Origin of the sequence: Halobacillus litoralis (assembly GCF_009856355.1) — a bacterium.
GTDB classification, from domain to species: domain Bacteria; phylum Bacillota; class Bacilli; order Bacillales; family Halobacillaceae; genus Halobacillus; species Halobacillus litoralis_B.
Window position 1 is genome coordinate 17495 of the sequence record NZ_WMEW01000020.1, and the last position, 20873, is coordinate 38367.

Sequence of the window (20873 nt, forward strand, 5' to 3'; positions counted from 1 at the left end):
TACCAGAGGAGGGCTAGATTGGAAAAGCCTCCGGTGCATCCTTATTTAATTCTGTTTATCGGAGTGGTTTCCATATCCACCTCGGCCATTTTCGTCAAGCTTGCGGGCGACGCCCCTGCTTCAATGACGGCATTCTACCGGCTGCTGCTTGCCGCTGGTCTGATGGCCCCTTATGTATTATGGAAACATTCCGGTGAATTCAAACACATCCATAAAAAAGATTGGCTCCTGGCCACGATCTCAGGAATTTTTCTCGCCTTTCACTTTATCTTCTGGTTTCAATCCCTAAAATATACATCCGTGGCAAGCTCCGTTCTACTCGTTTCCCTGCAGCCCGTCTTCGCTTTTACGGGCGCCTATCTGTTTTTCCGGGAACGATTCACTGTCGGAGCCATTCTCAGCCTTTTCATTACATTGATTGGCAGCGTCATCATTGGATGGGGGGATTTCCAGCTGAGCGGAATGGCACTGGCCGGCGACATTCTGGCGCTGCTTGGAGCGGTTACGGTAACTGGTTACTTCCTGCTTGGTCAGAGCCTCCGCCAGCGGCTGTCCCTTCTCACCTATACACTGATTGCTTACGGAATGGCAGCCGTAACCCTCGGTCTCTATAACCTGGCCGCGGGCGTTTCCTTCACAGGATACTCCGGGGAACAATGGTTCATTTTCCTGGCCCTGGCCGTGATTCCGACCTTCTTCGGACATTCGCTGTTCAATTGGACACTGAGATGGTTGAGCGCCGCCTCCATATCCATGGCGGTTCTTCTCGAGCCGATCGGAGCGTCTCTTTTAGCTTACTGGATCCTCAAGGAATCCATTACATGGGTTCAGTGGCTCGGTGGATCCATCGTTTTATTCGGCTTGATGATGTTTATTTTAAGTACGACAAAGAAAGTCGAGCCTACATTAACCCATGAAGTGAAAAAAGAACCCTGAACCGAATCTGGTATACTGGAAAGACGATATTTTGAGAGCAGGTGACTGAATGACTACACAACTAATCATCGATGGCGGCGGAGATGTCGCGCCGGGAATGATGGAGAAGCACAATATTCTCTCTGTCCCTTTAAATATTCATTTCGGGGATGAGCATTATAAATCCGAGGAAACCATTGATCTGGAGACATTCTATACAAAAATGAGAAATTCAGACGAGCTTCCCGGGTCTTCTTCCCCGAGTCCGAATGATTTTTATGAAACCTATAAACGCTTGGATCCATCTACAAATATCCTCGTCCTTGCCATCAGCCATGGACTGAGCAGCACGTACGAAAGTGCTGAAATCGGTAAAAACATGCTGCTTGAAGAAGAGCCGGACCGCCGGATCGCTGTCCTGAACACGAAAACAGCTTCCTGCGGCATCGCCCTCCTTGTAGATGAAGCAGGAAAGAAAATGGATGATGGGGTATCCTTCGATGAGCTTGTCGCCCACATGGAGGACCGCATCGAGAATACGATTACGCTGTTCATTTTGAAAACATTGGAAAACGTCATCAAAGGCGGCCGCCTCGATAAAGTCAAGGGCGCGCTCGCCAAGACCTTGAACATCAAGCTTCTAATGAAAGCAAGTGAAATCGGGGCTGTGGAAGTAACGGAAAAGGTACGGGGAAACAAAAAATCGATCCGCCGTTTCGTGGATCAGATCGGGGAATACGCCCATTCCTTCGAAGACCGGGTCATTGCCCTTTCCCATTCCAATGATGCAGAACGCGGGAATCAAGTGCTTCAGATGATCAAGGACCGCTATCCATTCAAGGAAAGCCTGTTTATGGATATGGGGCCGTTGATTGCTACTTATGCAGGTGAAGGCGGCCTCGCCATCGCCTTTTTCAAGGATTAAAAATACAAACACCGTATGCCGGAGCCGGCATACGGTGTTTTTTTATCCATGATAGGTTTCATAATCAGGCTGCGGAGAGAGCAGAGCCAGAACCACTGCGGTGACTGGAAACAACATGGTAAGCAGTATGATTTCCTGATAACCTCCAAGCCAGTCAAAAAAAATACCGAAAGGAAGCGGCCCCAGAGCGGAACCAACGACCATCACGGTCTGAGCAAGCCCCTTAATGCTCCCTAGGTGGGCACGTCCGAAATAATTCGGCCAGACGATGTTCAACACAATCCGCTCAAATCCGTTCACTACTCCCCATAAACAGCCAAAGCCAACAGCAGCCGCCCAGGAGTCCGTCACCAGCAGAAGCAGCAGCGTCAAAAGATGTCCGAAAAATGTAACGGCCAGAATATAGTGGACCTTGAACCGGTCAACAAGCCACCCACTGACAAAGGTGACCGGAAAACCGACCACGGCCATCAGCGTCAACACCATCGCTGCAACGCCGGCATCAAGACTGCGCAGTTCCATAATGGACACCATATGAAACGTAATCGCTGTATTGACGAGCGCAGGAACCGTTACACAAAACAAAATGAACCAAAAAGCCCTGGTGGCCATGGCTTCTTTCAATGTCCAGTTTTTTTCATTCCCTTCAACATTCGGATTTTTAACCTCCTGCCCGTCTGAAGGTTTCCGGCTGCCATCAGGCACGTCGCCTGTATCTTCCGGCCGGTTTCTTACAAGGAAAAAGGCGAGCGGTACAAAAATCACCAAAAGAGCCGTCCCCCAGATCCCCCATGTCATCCTCCAGCCGAATGCTTCTATCAGCCACGTATTCAACGGGGGCAGCAGAGCGGAGCTTGCAAATCCTCCAACAGCCATGACGCTGAGAGCCCGTCCTCTTTTCCGGATGAACCATTGCGGAACGAGTGTATTCGGAATCAGCGTCATCGACCCCTGTCCGAACAGCCGGATCAGGAAGAAGCCGATGAACATCATCACTGTGCCTGATAAAAAAGCATTCCAGAAGAGTGCCAGTGCCAGACAAGTCCCGACAGTGATCATCATCACCCGCTGGCCGAAACGGTCAATCAGACGCCCCATCAAAAATAACGTCAGTCCTGCCGCCAGAGTAGCTCCGGAATAAATACCGGAGACAAGCGATCGTGTGTAATCAAAATCCTCTATGTAATAATCGATGAAAATGGAGATGGAATACGTCTGCCCCGGCCCTGAGAAAAACACGCTCAAACCCGCAATAAAAACGATCACCCATCCATAATAAAAGGGTGATCCGTCTTTTCTATGATTCATGTTACCCCCTCCCGCTGAGCACTGCCGATAAACTCGAGCACTCTGTTGAACAGTTCGTCCCGGTCATCCCCGTGGCAGATAAGGTGCTTGGACTGCTTCAAAAAGACGACCTCTTTTTCTTCTGACGGAATTTCCTCCTCTAAATAATCCGCGGCTGCTTTAGGGACCATGCCGTCCAACTCCCCTTGGATAATCAGGACGGGGCAGGTCACTTCTCTTAAATAGGGACGTGTGAATTGAACACATTTCATGAATTCAACGGTTGAGAACACGTAGGTGTCCCGGAGTTTCTTCTGATAGCGCCGGAACAGCTCATTGTCTGCCAGCACACCATTCCACGCATCTCCGGCCATCTCCAGCACATCCTTCACCATCTGCGGCAGGCTTACGTATTTTCCAGCAGCTGAAAGCAGCACGAGCCGGTCGATCCGGTATTTAGCTGTTAAATAAGCCGCAATCATCCCCCCCATGGAGAACCCAACGATATACACTTCATTGTGTCGTTTCATCAAATCCAGAAGCGCCAGTTCAGCAGCTGCAATCCACTCCTGATAATAGTGACCTTCCAAGTCGAGATCCTCCCCATGGCCGGGCAGGGTCGGGTTGGTGATTTCCCAATCCGTTCTCGCTTCCAGAAAATCGACGAGCGGCTGCACTTCCTCCGGGCTTCCCGTATACCCGTGAATACACAAACATCCAATGCTCATAACCTTTTCCTCCGCATCCTGCAGTTTTTTCAATATGGAAGAAAGAAAACGCGCTGACATCGGCAGCGCGTCTATTTGATCCCCTTCACAAAGGTGCCGATGCCTTTGACGATCGGACTGACTTGTTGAACGGTCTTCATCACCTGACCGGTGGTATTCATCATTTTATCAAAATCAAATTGACCCTCTTCGTTTTGAAAATAGCCGATCACACTCTTCCCTGCTGCTGCGGGTTGAAAAGAGGAGGGACCGCCTTCATTCCCGGTTTCAGTATAACCGGAGTAAGGGTTACTATTCACCTGGTAATACGGATAGCCGTAGGAGGCGCCTCCTTGATACGGATAGAAGGCATTCCCCTGATAATAAGCCTGCGGGTAAGTATCCTGGCTGTACACAGGAGGAGCCGGATACCGGTACCAGTTCTCATAGTAAGGATAGGAATAATATGGGTACATGACTGTGCCACCTTTAACGTATTTACTTCAGCCTATGACAAAGCCGGTAAAAAAGTGAGGCGCAATCGCCCCGTACGCGAAACGATAAAAAAACAAGTGACTCTCATCACTTGTTTCCTTTATTTATGAAAAGTTAAATGAGTCCGCTTGGGCATATATATCTTCCCTCAACCCCAATACCTGCTGGAGTTTACGTTTCTGAAAGCCTAACACACGGTGATCATCGACAAAGGTGGCCGGGGTTCCGTAGACACCCTTCCCCTGAAGTTCCTTAAAATAAGTACGGTTTTCCGATACGTTCCGTTCCTCAAAATCTATATTCCACTCATTCAGTAAATCCATGACCTGGTTACAAGAGGCACAATCGCGACTGGTGTACACAACAACATTCTGGTTTCCCATGGCTCCCCTCCTCATGCCGGTTCAATAAACGTTCATACAGCTTTTTACCCTGATCCATTGAGTTTAAACGTCTATTCCTCACCTATATTTACCACATATCCTTTATCTTTAATCCCCCTTTTTCCCCATAGAGGAAAAGGAATTCCCTCCCCTTATCCCGAAAGGAAATAAAAACAAAATGGAGGCGGTTCTATGACACATACGTATGTATTTACAGGTTTCCCCGGTTTTCTGGCAGTTGAGCTTCTGAAGGACTTGTTCCGCACCCGCCGGGTGGAGCATATCTACCTTCTTCACTTATCTCATACTGAAAAGGAAGCCCGCAGGCGGCTGCTTGACTGTCTCGAGGATCCAGCCGTGGATCCGAGCCGCATCACCCTCCTGAGCGGGGACATTACAAAGAAAAATCTCGGGCTCGATGCGAAAACGGCTCAGAAGCTGAAGCAGGAGCTCACTCATTTTTATCACCTGGCTGCCCTATATGATCTGGCCGTACCTCTCGCTCCTGCGCTTCAGGTAAATGTCCAGGGGACACGAGAAGTCCTCCGCTTTCTGCAAGGCTGCACCGGATTGAACCGCTGCTTGTATTTCAGTACCGCCTACGTGTCCGGCAGAAGACAAGGGCCCGTTTATGAACATGAACTGGAGCATAATCATGGTTTCAAGAATCATTATGAATACACGAAATATGAAGCAGAAAAGCTTGTACGCGAATACCGGATTCTGCCCATAACCATTGTCCGGCCGGGAATCGTTGTCGGCCATACACGGACAGGTTCGACAGCGAAGTTCGATGGCCCCTACTATATCTTGAACCTGCTGAATGTACTGAAGTCCCTTCCTGTAGTCCCTTATTTCGGAAAAGGAAAAGCACGGGTGAATCTCGTTCCGCACGATTATGTCGTCCAGGCAGCCAATGTTCTCACCCACCTTCCGGAAAGAGAAGGAAAAACCTATCACCTGACAGACCCTCATCCCTATACGGCAAAGGACATCTATCATCACTTCACGCACTTGTATGCTGATAAACAGCCTCATCTGACGGTACCCCTTTCAGCTGCCCGCCAGCCGTTAAAGCTGAAACAAATCCGCAGAAAGCTCGGCATTCGAAGAGAAGCGCTCGACTACTTTGAAACCGGCGCTGATTATGAGGCATCGAATGCGGAGAACGATTTAAAGTCTTCCGGCCTGTACTGCCCGGATTTATTCTACTATACGCAGCCCCTTATCCGTTATTATGAGGAACATAAAAACGATCCAGCCAAACATGCCTCTCTATTATAAACAAGATAAAGCTCACAATTGGAAAACAAACAGAAGCTGGAGGACGCCCTCCAGCTTCTGTTCATTCAGCCGCTTCTTCCAGCCAGCTTTCATACAACGCCTCCAGCCTGGCATCAAGCTTCTGTTTCTTCTGTTTCAGCCTTTCCACTTCTGAAGAAGGTGCGTTCTCCAGTTCCTTCTCCAAACGGGCGCCCTCTTCTTCGAGCCCCGCAATCTGATCTTCCAATGAAGCGGTCTCTTCCACAGTTTCAGGGGGCAGCTCCTTTTCAGCTTCCTCTTCTTTCTCATCCGGCCAGTGGTGCTTCGTCTCTTCATACGTCCCCGAGTACCGGTATCCTCTGCCTCCGGCCAGATACATCGTCTCCTGAAAGCACCGGTTGAGAAAATGACGGTCATGGGAAACCCCGATCACCGTGCCGGAGAAGCGACCAAGCGCTTCTTCCAAAACCTCCTGGGATTCAATATCCAGATGGTTGGTCGGTTCATCGAGCAGCAGTACATGAAGGTCCTGCTGCATGAAGATGGCGAGCTTCAGGCGCATCTGTTCCCCGCCGCTCAAATGACGGATCTTCCGGAAAACATCATAGCCGTAAAATAAAAAACCGGCCAGCTGACTGCGCGCCTCTCCTTCTGTTACACGGATAGAGGTGCGGTAAAAATCGATCATCCGCTGATCTGGGTCCGCCTCCTTGAGCGGATGTTGAGGAAGATAGCCGATTTTCATTCCAGGTGCCCGTTTGATAGTCCCTTCATCCAGCCGTTCCTCTTCAAGAAGGAGGCGGAGCAGTGTAGACTTTCCACTGCCATTCGATCCGACAACGGCCAGGCGGTCCTGATACCGGACGTGCAGGTTGAACCCTTTGAGAATGACGGACTCCCCATAGGCCTTTCTTCCGCCATCCACGATAAAGACATCTTTACCTGAACGGCCTCCCGCTTCGAGGGAAAGCTTCATTCGTTTCGGATCCATGACAGGCTTATCGATTTTCTCCATCCAACCCAGCGCACGCTCCATACTTTTCGCTTTTTTGAACAATTTTTCGCTTGGAGGGGAAGCCTCATTCGCCCACTGTCTCAACCGGCGGACCGCATCCTTCATTTTCTTGATCTTTTTCTGCTGTTCTTCATAATGGTGAAAATCGATCAACAGCTTTTCTTCCTTCTGCTTTTCAAAGGACGAGTAATTCCCCTTATAACTTTCCACGCTTCCGGAATCAAGATCCAGAATATCCGTGACCACACGGTCGAGAAAAAAACGGTCGTGGGAGATGATGCAGAGCGTTCCGGGATATTGCTGGAGAAACCCTTCCAGCCACTCGACTGCTTTCAAATCCAGATGGTTGGTCGGTTCATCCAACAGCAGCACATCCGGCTTTTCCAGCAGCAGTTTCGCAAGACCAAGCTTCGTCTTTTCTCCCCCGCTCAACGTATCGAAGGGCTGATCGAGGAGATGGTGGACCTTTAACCCGTGTGCCACCTGACGAATGGAAGACTCCACCTCGTAGCCCCCTCGGTCTGCAAACTGCTCCTGCAGGCTGCCATACCGCTCAACGGCTTCCTCCATATGTTCTGGAACCATCATTTTCTGTTCCAGCGCTTTCATCTCTGCCTCTATTTCCAAAAGTTCCTGAAAAGCTGATCGCAGATATTCCCGGCCGGACCGTGTCCAATGGGACGGCATCTGTTTTAAGCATCCGATGGCGGCTCCCTTCTGGATAAATACGTCGCCCCCATCGACCGCTTCTTCTTTGGTCAGAATATTGAACAAGGTGGACTTCCCACTTCCGTTCCTTCCGACAAGACCGACACGCTGGCTTCCTTTAATTTCCATGTTCAAGTTTTCAAATAAAATTTCGCCGCCAATGATTTTATAGATATGTTTAAGGGTTATGATCAATTTCTGTTCCTCCTAAAGGCGTATTAAGAGCACAAAAAAAGCCAGAGGTCCCGTTACCTCTGACTTTTGTTCATGCGTATTGAATCAGGTATGAGACATTACAGATTCCTATTCAGCTGTCATTTTTGGACATACGTGTCCCGTTGACGGCTGAAATGTGAATAATTGCACGACGCAGATAATTCAATTGATAATCAAGCGCATGCATCTGTAACATCTTCCTACCCCCTTCGCCTTTAGTATTACGTCTATTCTAACGTATTATCTGAATATTGGCTACTCTTTATGCAGGCCGGCATTCTTCCCCAGTTTCTTCAGCAGGGCAATGGCCTCGTTTTTTTCCTCATCTGTCAGGCCGCTCATGATGGATTCAATCTGCTGCCAGTGATCCGGAAAGATACCATGAAGCAGGTCCCTGCCTTCTGCCGTAATCGACGCATACGTAATCCGGCGGTCTGTCGGACAAGGGACACGCTTTAAATATCCTTTCTTTTCAAGCTTGTCCACGACATACGTAATGCTGCCGCTGGCAAGGAGAATTTTCTCTCCGATTTTCTGCAGGGGCTGGTCACCCTGATGGTAAAGAAGCTCCAGTACGCCGAATTCCGTCGGGTTCAATTCATAACGCTGGATATCTTCTTTCACCAAATCACCGATCGCCCGCTGCGCCTTTGATAAGACGACAAACAGTTTCAATGATGGATCTTGTTTTTTCTTAAGGTATAATTCATGTTCGTTCATCCGGTTCGCCCATCCTTTTTAAAAGATAAAGATAGTATAAGTTTAACAAATTCGCAATGTCAATCAGACACGGGCGGATAAGCTGGGAAAGACCCTACACGTCAGATGTCGTATGGAGGGCGTTCGGTCCGCCTCCCAAAAACGTGAAATGTCCCGGAAGCACATCGATCTGTGCGGGAGTTTCCGTTTTAATTTCCCCGTCCATATCCACTTCTTCCTTCGATTCCGTTTCAATAGTGATATGACGCCCCTGACGGTAACTGATGTCCTGTATTTTCTGATCAACGGATCTCTCTCTTCCCATGGCCAGCCATTCTCTAAATACGGCCAGACTGGAGTTTTTGACGATCAACACATCAAATTTCCCGTCCTGCAGATCCAGCGATGACATCGGAACTTTCCGGGTACCGATGAACTGCCCATTCATCACGAGGATCATCACCGCTTCTCCTTCCAGTTTTTCTCCATCAATGGTCAATGAGAAGTCGAAGGGTTCGGAACGGTTCACTGTTTTTAAGGCACTGATGAAATAACTCAGCACGCCGAGCCGGTTTTTCTGGTTTTCATCAATATTGAATGATGTTTGGGCAACAAGGCCGATGCCCCAGAAATTGATGAAGTACGTATCTTCTGTCTTTCCGGCATCCACCTGCAGCTCTTCTCCCTTCATAATCGAAGCAGCTGCCTGATCCAGCCGCTGTGGAATATCAAGCACACGGCTGAAATCATTGCACGTTCCGGCGGGAAGAATACCGATCACCGGCCGCTTTTCCAAATCGGCCATACTATTGATGCATTCATGAATCGTGCCGTCTCCCCCAAGGATAAGAAATACATCTGTTTCCGGACCGTGCGTCCTGCATACGTCACGAAGCTCTACCAGCGAAGCCGTCTGTATCACACGCAGATCTTTGACCTCTTTAGTGACTTCAGGCAGAACCTGCCGGAGCGCAGGTGTGATTTCATTGTCTTCTTTATTTCCGTTATAGAGAAGTATTCCGGTTTCGAATCGCGGCATAATATCCCTTCCTTCCTCCTTACATAATTGACGAAAAACGTCTCGTTGAAACGATTTCCTGTTTTTTCATTTATCTGTCTTCACCTTATTTATTTCGGTGTCTAAGTAAAAAACCAGCGATTCATCCCTGCCTGAAAACCACCCGTATCCTTTCCCCTATCAGGGGGGAGCGGATGAACTGCATCACTGATCCTGGAAACAGACCGCCCCTGATATCCCTTTGTTCACCCCTGTTTCTCTTTTAATCTCATTGCACACTACTTCCTCCATCCACCCATGAACGAAACGTCGGACACATCCAGGGAGGCAGAAGGGTTTACGAATAGTCCTCTTTGTTTTATACTATATTTTGTTTAGGGGGCTAAGTAATTATGAAAAAGCACATGGATGAATCTCTGGGATATCACATTCACATGGTTTCCCATTTTCTAAGAAACGTATATAACGAACGGCTCGGGGAGTATGGATTGACCCATGCGCAGGGAAAAGTCATCCACATTTTAGCCAGAGAGGGCGAGCAGCCGCAGGTGGAGCTGCAGAAGCGTCTGCACATTAAGCCTTCCTCTATGAATGGTGTCGTGGAATCCCTGCTTAAATATGAAAGAATATCGAAGCGGCCGAGCGAAGAGGATAAGCGCACAAAGCTGATCACTCTTACTGAAGCCGGCATGGAACTTCACGAAATGATCGTCACAACCATTAAGGAAATAGAAACAGAAGCTTTCGCTGACCTCTCTCAAGAGGAACAGCAGATTATGACATCCTGGTTGAAAAGAACGCAGGAGCGCATAAAATCACAAACAGCAGGGAGAGAAGACGTATGAAAGAACAAAGTCAGCGTTTAGGCACTCAGCCTATACCAAAGCTGCTGGCCAACTTGTCCATTCCAGCCATGATCGGAATGTTCGTAATGGCGCTGTACAATGTCATTGATACATTGTTCATCGCCCGCGGCGTGGGGATTCTCGGCGTCTCCGGTGTAAGCATCGGATTCCCGGTCATGATGGTCATCATGGCGATTGCCGCTGCCGTCGGTATTGGTGGGGCTTCCGTGATTTCACGACGACTCGGGGCAGATAAAAAGGATGAAGCCGATCTCGTCTTCGGAAACGTCCTGATCATGATCATCCTCATCAGCAGTGTCGGCTTCATCGGTGCCTTCACCTTTTTAGAGCCGCTGCTGAAGATTTTCGGAGCGACAGAGAACATCATGCCGTATGCGAAGGATTATTTATTCCCGATTATGGTCGGGTCGCTGTTTTTCTCCTTCGCCTTTGCAACGAACAATATCATTCGCTCTGAAGGAAATTCCAGGTTTGCGATGATCACCATGATCATTCCCGCGGTCCTGAACATCATTCTTGATCCCATTTTCATATTCGGACTGGATATGGGCGTACAGGGGGCTTCCGTTGCTACTGTCATTTCCCAGGCGACTGTATCGATCGTCGTTTTGAATTATTTCCTCAAAGGAAAGTCCTCCCTGACCGTCCGGAGAGCCGCCTTGAAGCTTCAAACAAAGATCATCAGGGAAATCATTACAATCGGTATGCCGGCGTTTATCCGTCAGGTGGCAGGAAGTGCGATGATGATCGCCATCAACCTCATGCTCATCAAATTCGGCGGAGAATTTGAAGTCGGTGTTTTCGGTATCGTCCAGAAGCTTGCGATGTTCACCATTATGCCGATGATCGGTGTTCTTCAGGGGATGCAGCCTATTATCGGCTATAATTACGGCGCGCAGAACTATGAACGTCTAAAAGAAACCGTGAAACTCGGGATGAAAGTCGTGACCATCATTTCTGCCGGTATTTTCGTTGTCATGATGGCCTTCCCGAATGTGCTGATGATGATCTTCACCGGGGATCAAGCGACCATCGACACTGGAGTTCACGCCATCCGCATCATGTTTGCCTTTGCCGTTCTGATCGGTGCTCAGGTCGTCAGCGGTGGTCTGTATCAGGCGCTCGGCATGGCCAAACCGGCGATGATTCTTTCTATGGCCCGTCAGGTGCTTTTCCTGATTCCATTAGTACTGATTCTCCCGAACTTCTTCGGAGTCACCGGTGTATGGCTCGCCTTTCCGGCTGCCGATCTTCTGGCATTTATCTTATCCATGGTCTTCCTTTACAAAGACCGCACACTTTTCTTCAAACCGAAACACTTGGCATCCAATTACGAAACAGCCCCGTCTTAACCATCAGCCCGGCATCGTGATGCCGGGCTTTTTACAGCTCTGCAGCCTTCCATTCCATCACTCTCCAACTTTTCCCAAAGATTCTCAGCAATTTATAGCAACCCATGACATTTTCCGTTAAAATGATACAGAGAATGCTATTTTTCACTGGTAAAGGATGAAGTGTATGACTTACTCTGTCCACTTGATCAAGCTGTTCATCAGGCGTGATGATCATTTGTTCAAGCTGAATGAAGCAGAAAAACTGAAAAACGTCTGGAATCTATTATTCTTTTTACTCGCTCTCACTTTACTCACCTTTGTCTGGACAGCCTGGCTCGGCCTCGGCACCGATGCGATTTCTGCCAACATGACAGAATTGACAAGGGCCGACTATGAACTGAGGAAGGCTTGGTTCCTGATCGGCAGGGCAGCTTACGGACTGCTGTTTTTTTTATTCCTTTTATTTATCTCTTCGTTCTTTTACTGGTTATTCAATCACGTATCCTACAAAAAGCTGATCATTGTGCAGATGAATGTGCTCCTGGTCATGCTCCTTGAACGCATCACCTGGGTGCCTTTGATGGTCTATGCAGGGATTGACTGGTATGTTTCTCCTCTCTCTTTTGGAGTAGCTGCCTCCTACTTCACCTCTTTGGAGTGGGTCATTTATTTTTTCGGATCTATTTCTCTTTTCCAGCTGTTTATCATCTGGTATCAGGTCAAATGCCTCTCCCGTTTGTCTAGAACGAAAACCGGCTGGATCTGGACCGGTGTGATTTTCTGGCATCTATTGCTGTGGGCCGGAACTTCCGCCCTTGCCTATTACGATTTGTATCTTCTTTACTTAATAAGGTAGGAAAGCCGCAGGTGGATATCTATGAAGAAAATTAATATTAAAGGAAGAATGCTGGGTTTGTTGATCATCGCTTTCATTACGACGAATGCGCTGTTGATTTATCTGGACGAAGACAGCCACATCGACCGCAAATCCTATCTCCACACATGGTCGCAGACCGTTACCCAGGACCTTTTTGAAAAAGTCGAAGCGAAAGGCGTATTTGCTTCGCAGGCCTCCGTCCCGGTTTATTTTGACGGAGCTGACGGTTCCTTCCAGCAGTTTCTCGTACGTGAGGGAGACAAGGTGCAGGAAGGCGATGACCTCTATACATACAACGTCGAAGATTACGCCGCACAGGAAACCCGTCTTGAAGGGGAGGTCCAGCGCATTCAAGAGGAAATCACAGCCGTGGAGGACTATATCGATAACCTGGAGGGCTATGATATCCCTGACCCCTCTGCTTCCAACGATCCATCCACTTCCTCTTTTTTCGGAGAGGACAGCCGTTCCACGGACAATGACGCCGCTTCCTCTGCAGGGTCTAAAGTAGAAGCTGAGTACCTTAAGGAAGAGGAGCTTGCCAGACAACAGGCTGAGCTTTCGAAACAGCAGGCGCTGCTCGAAATGGCGGAAGACCAGCTGGACCAGCTGCAGGAAACAGGGGAGCAGATCACGGTGACCAGCCAGTTTTCCGGCACCGTCACGGATATCGATGAAGAACTCAAGGCGCCTATTCTTACGATGAAATCGGCCGACCTTGTATTGGAAGGCGAAATCATGGAAGAAGACCGGACACAGGTGGAAGAGAATCTAACCGTTGATGTTTTTGTACCAGAGCTTGAACTGGAAACCACCGGAACCATTACGGGACTGGACGAATTCCCGAAACAGACCGATCTTGAAGGGAAGAGCCGTTATCCATTCACTGTGACAATGGATGAAGTCGATGAGGAGCTTCTCCCCGGCTATCATGCAGACATGAAAGTGATCACCTCCGAATCCAGGGAAGCGGTCGCTGCCCTGGACGATGCCTTGTCAACAGAAGAAAACCTGTACGCCTGGGTGATGAATGGAGACGGCCTCCTGGAACGTCGGGAGGTGACCACCGGTATTGAAGAAAACGGGCTTGTTGAAGTCGTATCCGGACTTGAAGATGGAGAATGGATAGCCGTGGCGCCGAAGGATGAATTCCGTAACGCCTCTGTATTCATTACCTCCGTGCAGATGGAAGACCTTCCTGTCAAACACCTGATTGAGCTGGATCAGTCAACGATTTTAAATTACGGGCTGCTCGGATTATTATCGAGGTAGCCAAGCAAAGAAGACGGCCGCATGCGGCCGTCTTCTGTTTGCAGGCACTTCCCGGGGCCGGGTCCGCGCGTACTTCCTCCTCTTTCTAAAGCCTGTTTTCACACATATTCCAAGCCATATGTATTGCATCTTTCACGTGTCCATGGGACGATAAAAGATAATTAAAACGTTCACTTCAAAGGGGGCCCATAATGAAATTAAGTGTATTGGATCAGTCCCCTGTGTTAGCTGGGACAGACCCACAGGAAGCATTAAGACAAACAACCGAACTGGCAAAATGGACCGACAGACTGGGGTATCACCGTTTCTGGGTATCTGAGCACCACAGTTCCGGCAGCCTTGCGGGATCTTCACCGGAAATCCTCGCTGCTCACCTCGCCGCTCATACAGAAACCATACGGATTGGCAGCGGAGGCGTTCTTCTGCCTCACTATAGTCCGTTTAAAGTGGCTGAATCCTTCCGCGTGCTGGAGACCCTTCATCCGGACCGGATCGACCTCGGTGTCGGCCGTGCACCCGGTGGTCTGCCGAATATCAATCTCGCCCTGAATAAAGGTAACCTCCCGAATGTGGAGGGGTATCCTTCCCAAGTCGAAGAACTGATCGCCTATCTGCACGGGCACGACCCGCACGGAATGGGGATACAGGCTACCCCTGCAGGAGAAACCGCCCCACCCGTGTGGATGCTCGGTTCCAGCGGAACAAGTGCACGAGTGGCCGGCGAACTTGGAGCTTCGTATTCATTTGCCCATTTCATTAATGGACGTGGAGGTACACGAGCGATGGAACGTTATTTCAACCATTTCACCCCTTCTCTGCAGCAGACGGAACCGGAGGCGAATGTTTCTGTTTTCGTCGTCTGTGCAGAAACCGATGAGCGTGCCGAGTATTTAGCGGCAAGCTTGGATCTTGCACTGCTCCAGATTGAAAAAGGTGGACGACGCACCCATTTCCCCACACCGGAAGAGGCGCTTTCCCACTCCTATACAGTTTTTGAAGAGGAACGGATTGCGGATAACCGGAAGCGGATGATCGTCGGATCCATCGAACGGGTGAAGGAAGAAATTGAAAAACTGGCGGCCCTTTATCAGGTCGATGAAATTATCATCAATACCATTGTCACTCCATTTGAAGAACGGCTGAAATCCTATGAGCTGCTGGCCGGGGCTTTTGAGCTGTCTCCTTCCACCACTATGACGTAACGTCATAGTGGTTTTTTTATGCTTTTCCCCGCTTTCTATTGATTTCCTCTTTTTTTATGCCGACGTATATAGTTGTCAGATACCGCATCCCCGGTGAAGAACGAGCAGATTCAGCAGGACCGATGGCAGAAGAAGAAGGAAATAATCCTGTCCCCCGCTTCAGAACCATGATCCTGAAGCGGTCTTTCTTCATCGTCGCTTCGGGCGGCCGGCGGGACGCTCAAGCGAACGGAGATCCTCATCTACATTCATCACCTTCTGCTCCACCATCTGACGGGCATCCTCGACTCCTTTATTATAAAAGAAAGGCCCCATTTCCTCAGCCATCTGCTGGACCCATTGGTCTGCCGCAAGGTCCCCGATGACTTCTCCACGCTCAAGCTCAAACCACTCCTTGACCCGTTCAGTCATGTATTCCTGCTGTTCCTTTTTCAATTTCACAGCTATTCCCCCTTTTCCTACCATCCTATCACACCATCCCTGTCACACAGACAGCTTTATTCGGTTGTTCAGGACGGATATGGATACAGACATTCCGGAAACCGGCGTGGGTCAGCATGGCTTTCATCTGGCCTCCAAGGACGTGCACTGTATCATCTCCGGCCCCCTTCTCGTGAGGACGAAGCGTTAAAGCAATCCTTCCATTTTGATTCATTATTGTATATAGATGCGCCAGTGTCTCCTCAGGCTCTTCCCAGAAGGTGACATTGTTGACGGCATAGACCTTATCCAGCGGGCGGTGGAAACGAGTCAGATCTTCAGCCCATCCGTGAAAAACCCCCACCTGCCCGGCGTTTTTGAAGCTCCGCCATTTGTGCAGGACCGTTTCGACCATCACTTCGGATGGATCCACGCCATACAAGTGGAGCCCTTTGACTGTGGAAGCCTGTTCTAAAGCTTTTCCTGCTCCACATCCAATTTCCAGCACTTCTTCTCCTTCCTGAAGATCGAGAAACGATAATGTCCAGCGGTTCAGCTGTTCATTCTCTTTTTCCATAAAGTGTCCAGCGATTTTTCCCACCCATCCGGATGGCCGTGCAAAATGTTCATACAGCATGGACTCCCCTCCTTCTCCGCTTCTTGTACCCCTCTTTGACCTCAGGTAAGCCTATTGATGAAAGGGGTTTAGTTCCCTTCCAGCGATTTTGTTTGTATGATAGATGACAGAGACCTGTACTTATTTTTATATAAAATGACCGCAAGGGGGAAAACGATGAAAAAAAAGGGCTTGCTTATGCTGTTCATGACACTATTACTGGCCGCCTGCAGCAGCGGTGGATCCCAGGAGGAAGCATGGAAGGATATGTCCTGGGAAGCCGTTGAGGAAGAAGCAGATGGCACAGAGGTCCGCCTTTATATGTGGGGCGGTGACGAAGGAATTAATCGTTACATTGACGAATGGGCGGCACCCCGCCTGAAAGAAGCACACAACATAACCCTGGAGCGTGTCCCTATGGATGCTGCGGAAATTCTCCAAAAGCTCCAGACAGAAAAACAGGCCGGGAAACAGGACGGTCCCATCGACATCATCTGGATCAATGGAGAAAACTTTAAAAATGCAAAAGAAAACGAACTTCTGGCCGGATCCTTTACGAACAAGCTGCCGAATTTCAACGAATACTATGACACGGAGGATCCAGCCTTCCAGACGGATTTCGGAACCTCTGTGGAAGGGATGGAAGCCCCGTGGGGGAAAGTCCAGTTCGTCTTTTACTATGATGCCGATCAGATCAGCGAACCGCCTTCCTCTTTTGCCGAACTGCAAAACTGGATTCATGATCACCCAGGAAAGTTCACCTATCCGAGGGCGGAGGATTTTTCCGGAAATGCTTTCTTACGCCATGTCTTATATGCCCAGGCAGAAGAACCGTCCAATATCTATGAAAATTCTCTGAGTGAAGCGGACATCCAGCCGGCAGCGGAAAGCACCTGGGCCTACCTGAAAGATATTCAACCGGACTTATGGCGGTCAGGAGAGCACTATCCGAATGACTTAACGGAGCTTGACCGATTGTACAGCCAGGGGGAAGTATGGATGACGATGGGCTACAATGAGTCCCGGGCGGAATCCTTGATCGAGGACGGTGTCTTCCCTGAATCCACCCGTTCGTTCGTATTGGAGCCTGGATCAATTGGGAATACCCACTTTTTGAGTATCCCCTTCAACAGTTCCAACCCGCCGGGGGCGCTTGCCGCCATTAACTTCCTGCTTTCCCCGGAAGCACAGCTGGCCAAGTTCAAGCCGGATTACTGGGGGGAAAACACTCCGATCAGTTTCGATCAGCTGCCGGAAGACATGAAACAGGAATTTGAAGCGGTGGACAGAGGGGAGAGCGTGCTTTCTACGGAAAGACTGGAGGAAAGCTTCCTGCCTGAATCAGAAGCCGCCTACGTCGAATGGATGAAAGAGCAGTGGTTTGATGAAATCGTTCAGCCTTAAACCATACCTGCTTTTCCTGCCGTCTGTCCTGTTTATGCTCCTTCCTCTTTATGGGCTGCTGACGGCTGTTCTGAACAGCTTCGGCCGCCACAGAGGCTGGACCCTGGACTATTACCGGCAGATCTTTGAATCCAAGCGGTTTGTGATGTCCCTGGCTTTCAGTCTGCAGACAGCACTGATTGCCACCCTGCTGTCCATCCTTATCGGACTGGTTTTGACACGAAGCTTTTATCCGATACTTGAGAAAATAACACCACGTGTCAGCGTCTGGATTCCCATGCTGTTCCCTCATTTTGTCTGGGGGTATCTGGTCATCCTGCTTCTTTCAGAAACCGGGGTGGCCGCCCAGCTTCTGACGGCTGCCGGATGGATTTCCGATCCACAGCATTTCCCGGTCCTAACCAGGGACCCGCACGGAATCGGAATCATCCTGACCTATGTATGGAAGGAAGTTCCGCTTGTCATCCTGATGCTGCTGCCGGTCTATGCTTCAATCCGGCCGGAATACTATGCACTCGTTGATACACTGGGAGGTTCGGTTTGGAACAGAATCACAGCTGTTGAGCTGCCTCACCTGCTTCCAGTTTTAATGGAGACGAGCCTGATCATTTTCTCCTTCACCTTATCGGCTTACGAAGTACCCGCTCTTCTCGGCACGACGTTTCCAGAAATGGTTTCCGTTCTCAGCTATGACTGGTTTTACGGAAGCTCCTGGCAGAAACGCCCGCTGGCCTTTGCCGCTATGGTCAGCATCAGCTTCGTTCTGCTGGTTCTGTCCTTTATCGGATATGGGTATTTAAATAAAGCCAGGTGGAGAGCTGTGAAAGGAAATCGTTCATGAACCAGAGACCACGTCTATTTCTAGTTATTACGCTGCTGTTTTTCCTGCTGCCGGTTCTCATCCTGGCCGCCCAGAGCTTCAGTGCTCCGTGGCGGTTTCCGTCTGGATCCGGACTGGATTGGGAGCTTGGCAGCTATGAACAGCTGCTGCAGAGCCCTATGCTCTGGAAAGCAACATTCACTTCCATATGGATCGGTTTCATTGTGTTGATGCTGAATGTGGTGATCGGGGTGTTTACAGGAAAAGCGCTCACAACCGTCCCCCTTAAAGGCAGACCATGGGTGGAGGCTTTACTGCTCTCCCCCATCCTGATCCCGGTACTCGCCATCGCCATGGGTCTGCACATTTTTATGATCCGCGCGGGGCTGGCAGATACCGTACTCGGTGTCATCATCATCCACCTTGTTCCGACCGTCCCTTACAGTATCAAAATTTTTCATAACAGTTACCAGCAGATCGGACGGGCAATGCTTGAACAGCCTCACATTCTCGGTTCCGGCTTTTTCAGGCAGTTGTTCACGATTGAACTGCCCCTTTTGAAGCCTGCACTCCGGAGTGTCACCTTTCTAACCATTGTCATCAGTCTGAGTCAGTATGCCATTACGGCCATTATTGGCGGAGGGCGTGTGTTGACGCTGCCTCTTGTATTCTTTCCATTTCTGGAAAGTGCCGATGCTTCCGTCATGTCCGCGTTTTCCCTCTGGTTTGCTGTCATACCAGTGGTGATGTATACCTTAGTGGAAGCTGTCATTCTTCTGCTTCCGTACTCTCGCCTGCCTTGGAGGAATAAACGATGAGCCCGACTACATTAGAAGTAAAGCAATTGAAGAAGACCTTCCAGGAAGACCTGATATTAAACGACCTTTCCTTTCAATTGAACAAAGGGGAAATTCTCAGTGTCGTTGGACCTTCGGGAAGCGGAAAAACGACGCTTCTGCGCGTCCTTGCCGGTCTTGAATCACCGACAAACGGTTCCCTGTGGATGAATGGTAAGGACATTACAGCCACGAAAGCCAACCGGCGGGACATCAGCCTCGTTTTCCAACAGCCGCTCCTGTTCCCTCATATGACCGTGAAGGAGAACATTGCCTATGGAGCAAAAGTATCTAAAAAATACAGCAAGCCGAAGATTGAAAGACTGATGGAAGCGATTGGAATGAGCCGGTACCGAGATCATTTTCCTTCAGAAATATCCGGCGGTCAGCAGCAGCGGACAGCCCTTGCCCGCGCCATGGCGACAGAACCGGAAGTGATTCTTTTCGATGAACCGTTCAGCAGCCTGGATCCTGCCTTAAGGCAGGACCTGCGTTACTGGGTCAGGGACTTTCTCGTGGAACAGAAAACGACCGCATTGTTCGTCACGCATGATATGGAAGAAGCGATGATTATGGGGGACCAGATTGCTGTCTTCCAGGACGGGGAATTTCAACAGATCGGGGACGCCTCGGTGCTCCACCACTCCCCTGCCAACCAAAAGGTTGCATCCTTTATGGGCGGTCATCTGATCCTGAATGAAAACGAGTTCGTTCCACTGGCAGAAATCCACCTTTCCACCCTTGAAGGGGTTGAAACCCGCACATTCAAAGGACGGCTGGAACATCTCACTTATCAGCACGGCCGTCCGGTCGCCCATATCAGCGTTCCGGCTCTGGCCTCCAGAGTGGCGTTACCTGTTGGAAAATTCACAGCAGATACAGAGGAAGTCACCCTGCACATCCCGACTTCCTGCATTCAACGATTTGAGGTGAACCATCATGAATAAAAAAAACCTGCTCCGATCGCTCTTATTCCTGGCCGCTTTTATTGCGGTGGCCTGGTTTGCCCGAAGCCGGTTCAATATTGATCCCCAGAACATCCGGGCCTACATCCTGTCCTTCGGCAGTATCGGCCCACTCATTTTCATGGGGCTGTATGCCATCGGACCGATTGTCGTTTTCCCAACCTCCGTTTTATCGCTTGCGGCGGCCTTTGCGTACGGCCTGTGGCCGGGCATGCTTTATATCGTCATCGGAGCAACCGGAGCCGGGATTACCGGCTGGATCATGGGACGTTTTTTTGGAGATTCCGTCCTGAAATTCCACCAGTCCAAATGGGCTTCTTCGATTTATGAACGGATGAAGGGACAGGGATTTTTATACGTATTTGTCCTGAGACTCATCCCCCTTGTCGGGTTCGATATTCTCAGCTATTTGTCAGGGATGACTCGTGTGAAGCTTCCACCCTTTATCCTGGCTACTGTTCTCGGCATGCTGCCCGGTACGTTCGCCTACAGCCTCGTCGGTACAAGCCTGGCGAGTGGAGACAGAACATTGATTTTCGCCGCTTTGAGTGTTTTTGCCCTGATTCTCGTAATCACCTACCTTTTCCGTAACAAAGTAAGGGCCTGGTTAAAGATTTGAATATAAATAAT

The 20873-nt window shown here is 49.6% G+C and carries 22 protein-coding genes; 13 read left to right on the forward strand and 9 right to left on the reverse strand.

The features are described from left to right. Positions 1–18: 18 nt before the first annotated feature. Together GLV97_RS18950 and GLV97_RS18955 are read left to right on the forward strand one after the other, a co-directional pair. Positions 19–936, forward strand: coding sequence for a DMT family transporter (locus GLV97_RS18950; RefSeq protein WP_160839713.1), 918 nt, complete (start codon positions 19–21; stop codon positions 934–936). Positions 937–985: 49 nt separating this feature from the next. After that, on the forward strand, positions 986–1840 hold the full coding sequence (locus GLV97_RS18955; RefSeq protein ID WP_160890337.1) for a DegV family protein: 855 nt from the start codon (positions 986–988) through the stop codon (positions 1838–1840). Positions 1841–1882: 42 nt separating this feature from the next. Here the strand turns inward: GLV97_RS18955 and GLV97_RS18960 are convergent, their stop codons facing one another. The 4 genes from GLV97_RS18960 to GLV97_RS18975 all read right to left on the reverse strand — a co-directional run bounded on the left by GLV97_RS18960 (position 1883) and on the right by GLV97_RS18975 (position 4712). Beyond that, the gene (locus GLV97_RS18960; RefSeq protein WP_160890338.1) at positions 1883–3148 is read right to left on the reverse strand and encodes an MFS transporter; all 1266 of its coding nucleotides are present in this window, start codon (positions 3146–3148) and stop codon (positions 1883–1885) included. Then, a complete protein-coding gene (locus GLV97_RS18965) occupies positions 3145–3855 on the reverse strand; it encodes an alpha/beta hydrolase (RefSeq protein WP_160839710.1) in 711 nt (236 codons plus the stop codon). Before GLV97_RS18965 ends, GLV97_RS18960 begins: the two co-directional genes overlap by 4 nt. 71 nt (positions 3856–3926) lie before the next feature. Further along, entirely contained in the window at positions 3927–4310 is a 384-nt protein-coding gene (locus GLV97_RS18970) for a YppG family protein (RefSeq protein ID WP_160890339.1), read from the reverse strand. Positions 4311–4433: 123 nt separating this feature from the next. After that, the gene (locus GLV97_RS18975) at positions 4434–4712 is read right to left on the reverse strand and encodes a glutaredoxin family protein (protein WP_160839708.1); all 279 of its coding nucleotides are present in this window, start codon (positions 4710–4712) and stop codon (positions 4434–4436) included. 192 nt (positions 4713–4904) lie between these two features. Between GLV97_RS18975 and GLV97_RS18980 the strand changes: the two genes are divergently transcribed. After that, entirely contained in the window at positions 4905–5996 is a 1092-nt protein-coding gene (locus GLV97_RS18980; protein WP_160890340.1) for an SDR family oxidoreductase, read from the forward strand. Positions 5997–6057: 61 nt separating this feature from the next. On the opposite strand, the gene abc-f is transcribed toward GLV97_RS18980, so the two are convergent. The 3 genes from abc-f to GLV97_RS18995 form a co-directional block, all read right to left on the reverse strand. Further along, a complete protein-coding gene (gene abc-f / locus GLV97_RS18985) occupies positions 6058–7893 on the reverse strand; it encodes a ribosomal protection-like ABC-F family protein (protein WP_160890341.1) in 1836 nt (611 codons plus the stop codon). Between the two features lie 276 nt (positions 7894–8169). Then, a complete protein-coding gene (locus GLV97_RS18990) occupies positions 8170–8634 on the reverse strand; it encodes a MarR family winged helix-turn-helix transcriptional regulator (RefSeq protein ID WP_160890342.1) in 465 nt (154 codons plus the stop codon). A gap of 94 nt (positions 8635–8728) precedes the next feature. Continuing rightward, positions 8729–9652: a YegS/Rv2252/BmrU family lipid kinase gene (locus GLV97_RS18995; protein WP_160839704.1), complete on the reverse strand. Its 924-nt coding sequence runs from the start codon at positions 9650–9652 to the stop codon at positions 8729–8731. A gap of 371 nt (positions 9653–10023) precedes the next feature. Here GLV97_RS18995 and GLV97_RS19000 point away from each other — a divergent pair, with 371 nt between their 5' ends. The 5 genes from GLV97_RS19000 to GLV97_RS19020 all read left to right on the forward strand — a co-directional run bounded on the left by GLV97_RS19000 (position 10024) and on the right by GLV97_RS19020 (position 15182). Then, positions 10024–10476: a MarR family winged helix-turn-helix transcriptional regulator gene (locus GLV97_RS19000; RefSeq protein ID WP_160842330.1), complete on the forward strand. Its 453-nt coding sequence runs from the start codon at positions 10024–10026 to the stop codon at positions 10474–10476. Then, entirely contained in the window at positions 10473–11849 is a 1377-nt protein-coding gene (locus tag GLV97_RS19005; RefSeq protein WP_160890343.1) for an MATE family efflux transporter, read from the forward strand. The genes GLV97_RS19000 and GLV97_RS19005 overlap by 4 nt, the downstream gene beginning before the upstream one ends. Positions 11850–12015: 166 nt before the next feature. After that, positions 12016–12687, forward strand: a complete 672-nt coding sequence (locus GLV97_RS19010; RefSeq protein ID WP_160842332.1) for a hypothetical protein — start codon at positions 12016–12018, stop codon at positions 12685–12687. Between the two features lie 21 nt (positions 12688–12708). After that, positions 12709–13980: an efflux RND transporter periplasmic adaptor subunit gene (locus GLV97_RS19015; protein WP_160839700.1), complete on the forward strand. Its 1272-nt coding sequence runs from the start codon at positions 12709–12711 to the stop codon at positions 13978–13980. A 191-nt stretch (positions 13981–14171) separates the two neighbouring features. Further along, positions 14172–15182 carry an LLM class flavin-dependent oxidoreductase gene (locus GLV97_RS19020; RefSeq protein WP_160890344.1) on the forward strand — a complete coding sequence of 337 codons (1011 nt, stop codon included), beginning with the start codon at positions 14172–14174 and terminating at the stop codon, positions 15180–15182. A gap of 189 nt (positions 15183–15371) precedes the next feature. On the opposite strand, the gene GLV97_RS19025 is transcribed toward GLV97_RS19020, so the two are convergent. Further along, positions 15372–15623, reverse strand: a complete 252-nt coding sequence (locus GLV97_RS19025; protein ID WP_224872763.1) for a DUF2164 domain-containing protein — start codon at positions 15621–15623, stop codon at positions 15372–15374. A 28-nt stretch (positions 15624–15651) separates the two neighbouring features. Then, positions 15652–16239: a class I SAM-dependent methyltransferase gene (locus GLV97_RS19030; RefSeq protein ID WP_160839697.1), complete on the reverse strand. Its 588-nt coding sequence runs from the start codon at positions 16237–16239 to the stop codon at positions 15652–15654. 156 nt (positions 16240–16395) lie between these two features. Between GLV97_RS19030 and GLV97_RS19035 the strand changes: the two genes are divergently transcribed. Genes GLV97_RS19035 through GLV97_RS19055 form a run of 5 tightly spaced genes read left to right on the forward strand, consistent with a single transcriptional unit; the run spans position 16396 to position 20862 of the window. Beyond that, positions 16396–17622: an ABC transporter substrate-binding protein gene (locus GLV97_RS19035; RefSeq protein WP_160839696.1), complete on the forward strand. Its 1227-nt coding sequence runs from the start codon at positions 16396–16398 to the stop codon at positions 17620–17622. Continuing rightward, positions 17603–18463: an ABC transporter permease gene (locus tag GLV97_RS19040; protein WP_160890345.1), complete on the forward strand. Its 861-nt coding sequence runs from the start codon at positions 17603–17605 to the stop codon at positions 18461–18463. Before GLV97_RS19035 ends, GLV97_RS19040 begins: the two co-directional genes overlap by 20 nt. After that, the gene (locus GLV97_RS19045) at positions 18460–19260 is read left to right on the forward strand and encodes an ABC transporter permease (protein WP_160839694.1); all 801 of its coding nucleotides are present in this window, start codon (positions 18460–18462) and stop codon (positions 19258–19260) included. Before GLV97_RS19040 ends, GLV97_RS19045 begins: the two co-directional genes overlap by 4 nt. Then, positions 19257–20225 carry an ABC transporter ATP-binding protein gene (locus GLV97_RS19050; RefSeq protein ID WP_160839693.1) on the forward strand — a complete coding sequence of 323 codons (969 nt, stop codon included), beginning with the start codon at positions 19257–19259 and terminating at the stop codon, positions 20223–20225. Before GLV97_RS19045 ends, GLV97_RS19050 begins: the two co-directional genes overlap by 4 nt. Continuing rightward, positions 20218–20862 carry a TVP38/TMEM64 family protein gene (locus GLV97_RS19055; RefSeq protein WP_160839692.1) on the forward strand — a complete coding sequence of 215 codons (645 nt, stop codon included), beginning with the start codon at positions 20218–20220 and terminating at the stop codon, positions 20860–20862. The genes GLV97_RS19050 and GLV97_RS19055 overlap by 8 nt, the downstream gene beginning before the upstream one ends. Positions 20863–20873 lie beyond the last annotated feature (11 nt).

What these genes read in the sequence shown, in the direction of transcription:
- GLV97_RS18965 (WP_160839710.1), bottom strand. Translation starts at nt 3,855, where the DNA reads ATGAGCATTGGATGTTTGTGTATTCACGGGTATACGGGAAGCCCGGAG.
- GLV97_RS19010 (WP_160842332.1), top strand. Translation starts at nt 12,016, where the DNA reads ATGACTTACTCTGTCCACTTGATCAAGCTGTTCATCAGGCGTGATGAT.
- GLV97_RS19035 (WP_160839696.1), top strand. Translation starts at nt 16,396, where the DNA reads ATGAAAAAAAAGGGCTTGCTTATGCTGTTCATGACACTATTACTGGCC.
- GLV97_RS19050 (WP_160839693.1), top strand. Translation starts at nt 19,257, where the DNA reads ATGAGCCCGACTACATTAGAAGTAAAGCAATTGAAGAAGACCTTCCAG.
- GLV97_RS19020 (WP_160890344.1), top strand. Translation starts at nt 14,172, where the DNA reads ATGAAATTAAGTGTATTGGATCAGTCCCCTGTGTTAGCTGGGACAGAC.
- GLV97_RS18990 (WP_160890342.1), bottom strand. Translation starts at nt 8,634, where the DNA reads ATGAACGAACATGAATTATACCTTAAGAAAAAACAAGATCCATCATTG.
- GLV97_RS19040 (WP_160890345.1), top strand. Translation starts at nt 17,603, where the DNA reads ATGAAATCGTTCAGCCTTAAACCATACCTGCTTTTCCTGCCGTCTGTC.
- GLV97_RS19015 (WP_160839700.1), top strand. Translation starts at nt 12,709, where the DNA reads ATGAAGAAAATTAATATTAAAGGAAGAATGCTGGGTTTGTTGATCATC.
- GLV97_RS19055 (WP_160839692.1), top strand. Translation starts at nt 20,218, where the DNA reads ATGAATAAAAAAAACCTGCTCCGATCGCTCTTATTCCTGGCCGCTTTT.
- GLV97_RS18955 (WP_160890337.1), top strand. Translation starts at nt 986, where the DNA reads ATGACTACACAACTAATCATCGATGGCGGCGGAGATGTCGCGCCGGGA.
- GLV97_RS18980 (WP_160890340.1), top strand. Translation starts at nt 4,905, where the DNA reads ATGACACATACGTATGTATTTACAGGTTTCCCCGGTTTTCTGGCAGTT.
- GLV97_RS19045 (WP_160839694.1), top strand. Translation starts at nt 18,460, where the DNA reads ATGAACCAGAGACCACGTCTATTTCTAGTTATTACGCTGCTGTTTTTC.
- GLV97_RS18970 (WP_160890339.1), bottom strand. Translation starts at nt 4,310, where the DNA reads ATGTACCCATATTATTCCTATCCTTACTATGAGAACTGGTACCGGTAT.
- GLV97_RS19000 (WP_160842330.1), top strand. Translation starts at nt 10,024, where the DNA reads ATGAAAAAGCACATGGATGAATCTCTGGGATATCACATTCACATGGTT.
- GLV97_RS18975 (WP_160839708.1), bottom strand. Translation starts at nt 4,712, where the DNA reads ATGGGAAACCAGAATGTTGTTGTGTACACCAGTCGCGATTGTGCCTCT.
- GLV97_RS18960 (WP_160890338.1), bottom strand. Translation starts at nt 3,148, where the DNA reads ATGAATCATAGAAAAGACGGATCACCCTTTTATTATGGATGGGTGATC.
- GLV97_RS19030 (WP_160839697.1), bottom strand. Translation starts at nt 16,239, where the DNA reads ATGCTGTATGAACATTTTGCACGGCCATCCGGATGGGTGGGAAAAATC.
- GLV97_RS18995 (WP_160839704.1), bottom strand. Translation starts at nt 9,652, where the DNA reads ATGCCGCGATTCGAAACCGGAATACTTCTCTATAACGGAAATAAAGAA.
- GLV97_RS19005 (WP_160890343.1), top strand. Translation starts at nt 10,473, where the DNA reads ATGAAAGAACAAAGTCAGCGTTTAGGCACTCAGCCTATACCAAAGCTG.